General features: G+C 72.0%; 8 protein-coding genes. 1 reads left to right on the top strand and 7 read right to left on the bottom strand.

Features of this window, described 5'->3' with window-relative positions; all coding sequences use genetic code 11:
• From kdpB to AC51EU_RS24930, 6 genes are all read right to left on the bottom strand, one after another.
• On the bottom strand, window positions 1–1,632 hold a 1,632-nt coding region (gene kdpB, locus AC51EU_RS24955), incomplete at its 3' end, for a potassium-transporting ATPase subunit KdpB (protein ID WP_496269316.1).
• Window positions 1,629–3,305: a potassium-transporting ATPase subunit KdpA gene (gene kdpA, locus AC51EU_RS24950; protein ID WP_496269315.1), complete on the bottom strand. Its 1,677-nt coding sequence runs from the start codon at window positions 3,303–3,305 to the stop codon at window positions 1,629–1,631. The genes kdpB and kdpA, both read right to left, overlap by 4 nt.
• Before the next feature lie 7 nt (window positions 3,306–3,312).
• Entirely contained in the window at window positions 3,313–3,402 is a 90-nt protein-coding gene (gene kdpF, locus AC51EU_RS24945; RefSeq protein WP_037896654.1) for a K(+)-transporting ATPase subunit F, read from the bottom strand.
• A 311-nt stretch (window positions 3,403–3,713) separates the two neighbouring features.
• Window positions 3,714–4,478, bottom strand: coding sequence for a DUF3710 domain-containing protein (locus AC51EU_RS24940; RefSeq protein ID WP_496269314.1), 765 nt, complete (start codon window positions 4,476–4,478; stop codon window positions 3,714–3,716).
• Between the two features lies 1 nt (window position 4,479).
• On the bottom strand, window positions 4,480–5,004 hold the full coding sequence (gene dut, locus AC51EU_RS24935; protein WP_496269313.1) for a dUTP diphosphatase: 525 nt from the start codon (window positions 5,002–5,004) through the stop codon (window positions 4,480–4,482).
• Window positions 5,001–5,594: a PaaI family thioesterase gene (locus tag AC51EU_RS24930; protein ID WP_496269312.1), complete on the bottom strand. Its 594-nt coding sequence runs from the start codon at window positions 5,592–5,594 to the stop codon at window positions 5,001–5,003. The genes dut and AC51EU_RS24930 overlap by 4 nt, the downstream gene beginning before the upstream one ends.
• 58 nt (window positions 5,595–5,652) lie before the next feature.
• On the opposite strand from AC51EU_RS24930, the gene AC51EU_RS24925 reads away from it, so the two are divergent.
• A complete protein-coding gene (locus AC51EU_RS24925) occupies window positions 5,653–6,096 on the top strand; it encodes a DUF3093 domain-containing protein (RefSeq protein WP_496269311.1) in 444 nt (147 codons plus the stop codon).
• Window positions 6,097–6,106: 10 nt separating this feature from the next.
• Here the strand turns inward: AC51EU_RS24925 and AC51EU_RS24920 are convergent.
• The coding region (locus AC51EU_RS24920) for a hypothetical protein (RefSeq protein ID WP_496269310.1) at window positions 6,107–6,822 on the bottom strand (716 nt) is incomplete at its 5' end.

Below are 6,822 nucleotides of genomic sequence, written 5' to 3'. Positions count from 1 at the left end.
ACCGGTCATGGCGACGAGTTTGCCCCCGGCCTGTTCCCGCTTGATCAACGCCATCTTGTCCTCCGGCGTCGCCTCCGCCAGGAAGTCGTCGACCCCCGCCTCCTGTGCGATCGCCCGCGCCGTCAGCGGGTTGTCGCCGGTGATCATGACGGTCTTGATGCCCATCCGCCGCAGTTCGGCGAAGCGCTCGCGCATGCCGTCCTTGACGACGTCCTTGAGGTGGATGACGCCGAGGACACGGGGCCCGTTCTCGTCCTCGACGGCGACGAGGAGGGGGGTTCCGCCGGCCGCGGAGATGCTGTCGGTGAGTTCCTGGGCGTCGTCGGCGACGGTGCCGCCGCGTTCCCGGACCCAGGCGGTGACGGAGCCGCCGGCGCCCTTGCGGACCTTGCGTCCGTCGATGTCGACACCGGACATGCGGGTCTGGGCGGTGAACGGTATCCACGTGGCGCCGTCGAGTTCACCCTGGTGGCGTTCGCGCAGTCCGTACTTCTCCTTGGCGAGGACGACGACGGAGCGGCCCTCGGGGGTCTCGTCGGCGAGGGAGGAGAGCTGGGCGGCGTCGGCGACCTCGGTGGCTGTGGCGCCGCGTACGGGGACGAACTCGGCGGCCTGGCGGTTGCCGAGGGTGATGGTGCCGGTCTTGTCGAGCAGCAATGTCGATACATCGCCTGCGGCTTCGACGGCGCGTCCGGACATGGCGAGCACATTGCGCTGGACGAGGCGGTCCATGCCGGCGATGCCGATGGCCGAGAGCAGTGCGCCGATGGTGGTGGGGATGAGGCAGACCAGCAGCGCGAGCAGCACGATCATGGGCTGTTCGGCGCCCGCGTAGACGGCGAACGGCTGGAGGGTGACGACGGCGAGCAGGAAGACGAGGGTGAGTGAGGCGAGGAGGATGTTGAGGGCGATCTCGTTGGGGGTCTTCTGCCGTGCGGCGCCCTCGACGAGGTTGATCATGCGGTCGATGAAGGTGTCGCCGGGCTTCGTCGTGATCTTGATGACGACGCGGTCGGAGAGGACCTTCGTCCCGCCGGTCACCGCGGAGCGGTCGCCCCCGGACTCGCGGATCACCGGCGCCGACTCCCCCGTGATCGCCGACTCGTCCACGCTCGCCACGCCCTCGACGACATCGCCGTCCCCGGGGATGACGTCACCGGCCTCGCAGACGACGAGGTCGCCGACGCGCAGGTCGGTGCCCGGGACGCGTTCCTCGGTGGTGCCGGCGAGACGACGGGCCACGGTGTCGGTCTTGGCCTTGCGCAGGGTGTCGGCCTGGGCCTTGCCGCGTCCCTCGGCGACGGCCTCGGCCAGGTTGGCGAAGATCACGGTGAGCCAGAGCCAGCCGGCGATGGCCCAGCCGAACCAGTCCGCGGGGCTCAGGCAGGCGAAGAGGGTGGTGAGGACGGAGCCGACCTCGACGACGAACATCACCGGGGACTTGACCATGACACGGGGGTCGAGCTTGCGCAGGGCGTCCGGGAGAGAGGCGAGGAGTTGCGCGGGGTCGAAGAGTCCGCCGCCGCTGCGGGTGGTGCCGGGCCGGGCGGCGGGGGCGTCCTGGGTCGGTGTGCGGGTCTCGGTGGCGGTGGGCATGGAGCGGCGCTCCTCGTGTTTCGCGGGGGCGGTCATGACAGGCCCTCCGCCAGCGGGCCGAGGGCCAGCGCGGGGAAGTAGGTCAGACCGGTGACGATCATGATGGTGCCGACGAGCAGGCCGGAGAAGAGCGGCTTCTCGGTGCGGAGGGTGCCGGCGGTCTCGGGGACGGGCTGCTGCCCGGCGAGGGAGCCGGCGAGGGCGAGGACGAACACCATGGGCAGGAAGCGGCCCAGGAGCATGGCGAGGCCGATGGTGGTGTTGTACCAGGGGGTGTCGGCGTTGAGTCCGGCGAAGGCGGAGCCGTTGTTGTTGGCGCCGGAGGTGAAGGCGTAGAGGACCTCGGAGAAGCCGTGCGGCCCGGCGCCGAGCGCCTTGGTGTTGAGCATCGAGCCGAGGGCGTCCGGGAGGGTCATCGACGCGGCGGTGAAGCCGAGCACCAGGGTGGGCGTGACGAGGATGTAGCAGGCGGCGAGTTTGATCTCGCGGGTGCCGATCTTCTTGCCGAGGTACTCGGGGGTGCGGCCGACCATGAGGCCCGCGATGAACACGGTGATGACGGCGAGGACGAGCATGCCGTAGAGGCCGGAGCCGACACCGCCGGGCGCGATCTCGCCGAGCATCATGCCGAGCATCTGGATGCCGCCGCCGAAGGCGGTGTACGAGGAGTGGAAGGAGTCCACGGCGCCGGTGGAGGTGAGGGTGGTGGTCACGGAGAAGAGCGCGGAGGCGCCGACGCCGAAGCGGGTCTCCTTGCCCTCCATGGCGCCGCCCGCGGCCTGGAGCGCCGGGCCGCCGTGGGCGGACTCGGTCCAGATCATCAGGGCGGTGAAGGCGAGCCAGACGGCGCCCATGGCGGCGAGGACCGCGTAGCCCTGGCGGAGGTTCCCGGTGAGCCTGCCGAAGGTGCGGGTCAGGGAGACCGGGATGAGCAGGATGAGGAAGATCTCGAAGAGGTTGGTGAAGCCGTTGGGGTTCTCGAAGGGGTGGGCGGAGTTGGCGTTGAAGTAGCCGCCGCCGTTGGTGCCGAGTTCCTTGATGACTTCCTGGGAGGCGACGGCGCCGCCATTGACCTGCTGGGTGCCGCCGGTGAGCCGGCCGATCTCGTGGATGCCGGAGAAGTTCTGGATCGCTCCGCAGGCGACGAGGACAAGGGCGCCGGCGACGGCGAGGGGCACGAGGACGCGCAGGGTGCCGCGTACCAGGTCGGTCCAGAAGTTGCCGAGGTCGCCGGTGCGGGAGCGTGCGAAGCCGCGGACGAGGGCGACGGCGACGGCCATGCCGGTGGCGGCGGAGACGAAGTTCTGCACGGCCAGGCCGGCGGTCTGGACGATGTGACCCATGGCCTGTTCGCCGCTGTAGGACTGCCAGTTGGTGTTGGCGACGAAGGACGCCGCGGTGTTGAACGCCTGGTCGGGGCTGATCGACGTGAAGCCGAGGGACAGCGGGAGGGCGCCCTGGAGGCGCTGGAGCAGGTAGAGCAGGACGAGTCCGGCGAAGGAGAACGCGAGGACCGAGCGGAGATAGGCCGGCCAGCGCATCCGGGCGTCGGGGTCGGCGCCTATGCAGCGGTAGACGATCCTCTCGACGCGCAGATGCCTGCGGGAGGAGTAGACGGCGGCCATGTGGTCGCCGAGGGGGCGGTAGGCCAGTGCCAGCGCTGCGACGAGTGCGGTCAGCTGGAGCACGGTGGCGAGGAGGGGGCTCATCCGGTGCTCAGAACCTCTCCGGGAAGACGAGGGCGAGGACCAGGTAGCCGAGCAGGGCGACGGCCACGATCAGGCCGACGACGTTCTCCGCGGTCACAGCTTCGTCACCCCCTTGGCGACGAGCGACACCAGCGCGAAGGCCGCGATCATGATGACGACGAAGGCCACGTCGGCCATCGTGTGCTCCTAGTGGACGGAAGGAATCGGACCCCTGGAGCAAACCGCCATCGTGGCTGGAAGTGAGCGCTGTTGACGCCTCCCTTACGGGCGCCCGGCTCGCCTTGACGCTTTACCTACGCCTACCGAGCGGTTCTGACCGAATACCGTGGGCATCACAAAGGGGCCGCACCCCCTCCCGGGAAGTACGACCCCTCACGGCCCTCATGTCCGCGCCCGCGGCGCGCACGGTCAGCGGATCTCGGTGATCTCCGGCCCGCGCTCCAGGCGCTCCACACCGCCGCCGAAACGCGACTGCGCGACCTGCTCCTGCTGCACTCCGTCGGGCACCATCTGCGCGTCGTCGGGGAGCTTGAGGACGATCGGGTCGCGCGGCGCCATCGGGGACTCGCCCCGGACGACGACGGTGTCCCGGAAGATGTGCTCCAGCACCCCGGCGGCCTGCGGCTGCACCGCGCCCTGCCCGGAGATCACCCCGCGCAGGAACCAGCGCGGCCCGTCCACACCCACGAAGCGCACCACCTGCACACCATTGGTCCCGTCGGGCAGCTGGACGGGCACCTGCGCCCGCAGCTCCCATCCCAGGGGGCCCTCGACGACATCGACGGCGCCGCCCTGCTGGGTGATGCCGGTGGCGATCTCCTCACGGACCTCGCCCCAGATGCCCTCGTTGCGGGGCGCGGCGAACGCCTGGAGCTGCACCGCGCTGTCCTGGAGCACCACGGTCGCGGCGACGATGGCGTCACCGGCGACCTCCACCCGCAGCTCCATGCCGTCGACGCCGGGCACGAAGAGGCCGCCGAGGTCGACCCGGCCGTCGCCGGGCTCCCGGACCTCCGACGCGTCCCAGGGGCCGTCGGGGCGCGGCGCCGGCGGCAGGCCGGACCGCTCGTCCGTGTCGTCCCCGCCGTCGTCGCTCACCGCCGTCTCCTCGGCGAGCGCGTCGTCCTTCGCCGACTCTTCCGGAGCCTGGTTCTTCTTGCGACGTCCGAACACGTCACTGTCCTTCCCGGTCGGCACCGACCGCTGCGTATCCATTCCCGCCCGTGGGGCCGCCCACCGCCGCGTGACCGCCGGTGGACCCGAATCCCCCCTCGGCCCGCGCCGAGCCGGGAAGCTCCGCCACCTCGTGGAAGCGCACCTTCTCGACCTGCTGGACAACCAGTTGCGCGATCCGGTCGAACCTCTCGAACCGCACCTGCTCACGCGGGTCCAGATTGACCACGATCACCTTGATCTCTCCACGGTACCCGGCATCGACCGTCCCGGGGGCATTCACCAGGGCCAGTCCGCACCGGGCCGCCAGACCTGACCTCGGGTGGACGAACGCGGCGTAGCCGTCCGGCAGCGCGACGGAGATGCCGGTGGGCAGCACGGCGCGCTCCCCCGGCTCCAGCACGGCCGCCTCCGTGGTCACCAGGTCGACGCCGGCGTCACCGGGGTGCCCGTACGCGGGGACGGGGACATCGGGGTCGAGTCGTCGCAGCAGCACCTCGACCGGGTCCCGGCGCCCGGCGCTCACGGGTTCACCTCGAAGGCCCGGGCCCGCCGGACCTGGTCCGGGTCGGCCATCGCCGCGCGGATCTCCTCGGGCCTGCCGTTGTCGATGAAGTGGTCGACCTTCACCTCGACGAAGACGGCGTCGGCGCGCACCGCGACGGGTCCGTCCGGGGCGCCGATCCGTCCGACGGCGGTGGAGTAGATCTTCCGGCCGTGGACGGCGGTGACCTGCGCGTCCAGGTGCAGGACGGTGCCCAGCGGGACGGGACGCAGGAAGTCGGTCTCCAGCCGTCCGGTCACCGCGATCACCCGCAGCAGCCAGTTCAGCGAGCCCAGCGTCTCGTCGAGCGCCGTGGCGAGCACACCGCCGTGGGCGAGGCCCGGGGCGCCCTGGTGGGCCTCCTTGACCGTGAACTCGGCGTGCACCCGCACGCCCTCGCCCGCGCGTGCCTCCAGGTGCAGTCCGTGCGGCTGCCCGGTGCCGCAGCCGAAGCAGCGGTCGTAGTGCGCGCCGAGGAGTTCCCCGGGTGCCGGAGCGTCGGGGTGCCGGACCGGGGCGATGGCGCCCTCCGGCAGCGCCGGCCGCGTCCTGGGTTCGTCTGTTCCACTCACGAGTGCAGACCCTACCCGCGTGCGTCGCACGCTCGTGCCTCCGTGCCAAGCTGGAGCCATGCAGTCGTACGAAGAACGCCTCACCGCGCCCCGCTCCTGGTGGGTGATCGCCGCACTGATCGGCGTCGCCTGTGCCCTGATGCTGCTCCCCGTGGGCCCCCTGCCGATGCTCGGCGGGCTGATCGGCGGCGCCGCGGTGGCCGCGGTGGTGGTCAGCGCGTACGGCTCGGTGCGCATCCGGGTGGTCGGGGACGCGCTGATCGCGGGCGAGGCGAAGATCCCGGTGTCGGCGCTGGGCGCGGCACAGGCGCTGGACGCGGAGGAGGCGCTGGCCTGGCGCACGCACAAGGCCGACGCGCGGGCGTTCATGCTGCTGCGGGGCTATGTCCGTACGGCGGTGCGGGTGGAGATCGACGATCCGGCGGACCCGACGCCGTACGCGTATCTGTCGACGCGGCAGCCGGAGCAGCTGGTGGCGGCGCTGGCGGCGGCGCGGGGCTGACGTCCGGCCGTCACGGGCGGGGCGCGGGCGGGCCGCCGCCTTGGCCCTTCGCGCCGGGGAGCGCGTCCCAGGGGATCTGCCGGGCGCGCAGGTCCTTGCGGACCCGGTCGGCGAGGCGGCCGGTGTCGCGGCGGTTGAGGAAGGCGCCGACGGCGGCGCCGACCATGAACGGGGCGAGGTTGGGCATGCTGCGCAGGGTGCGCTTCATGATCTGCCGGCGCAGTTCGCGGCGCGCGGGACCGCCGAGGGCGGCGTTCAGCGTCGCCGGCCGGGTGACCTCGATGCCGCGTTCCTCGGTCCAGGCCGTCAGATAGGTGGTGCCGCGCTGGGTGCGGGTGCCCGGGGGGCGCTGTCCGTAGACCTCGTACAGCTCGGCGATGAGCTTGATCTCGACGGAGGCGACCCCGGCGACCTCGGCGGCCAGCTCGGCCGCCATGGCGGGGGGTACCGGCATCATGGCCGCCGCCCCCACGCCCGCTCCCACGGTGGCGGAGGCCCGGGTGGCGCCCGCCACGAGCTTGTCCGCGAGTTCCTCGGGGGTCAGGCCGGGGAACTGCGCGCGCAGTGTGGCGAGGTCGCGGACCGGGATCCGCGGGGCGGTGGTGAGGAGCCGGTCCGCGACCCCGCCACGAGCTTGTCCGCGAGTTCCTCGGGGGTCAGGCCGGGGAACTGCGCGCGCAGTGTGGCGAGGTCGCGGACCGGGATCCGCGGGGCGGTGGTGAGGAG

Source organism: Candidatus Streptomyces philanthi, assembly GCF_059553635.1.
Note: the sequence above shows the minus strand (reverse complement) of the source record. Positions and strands in the feature narration are given on the sequence as shown.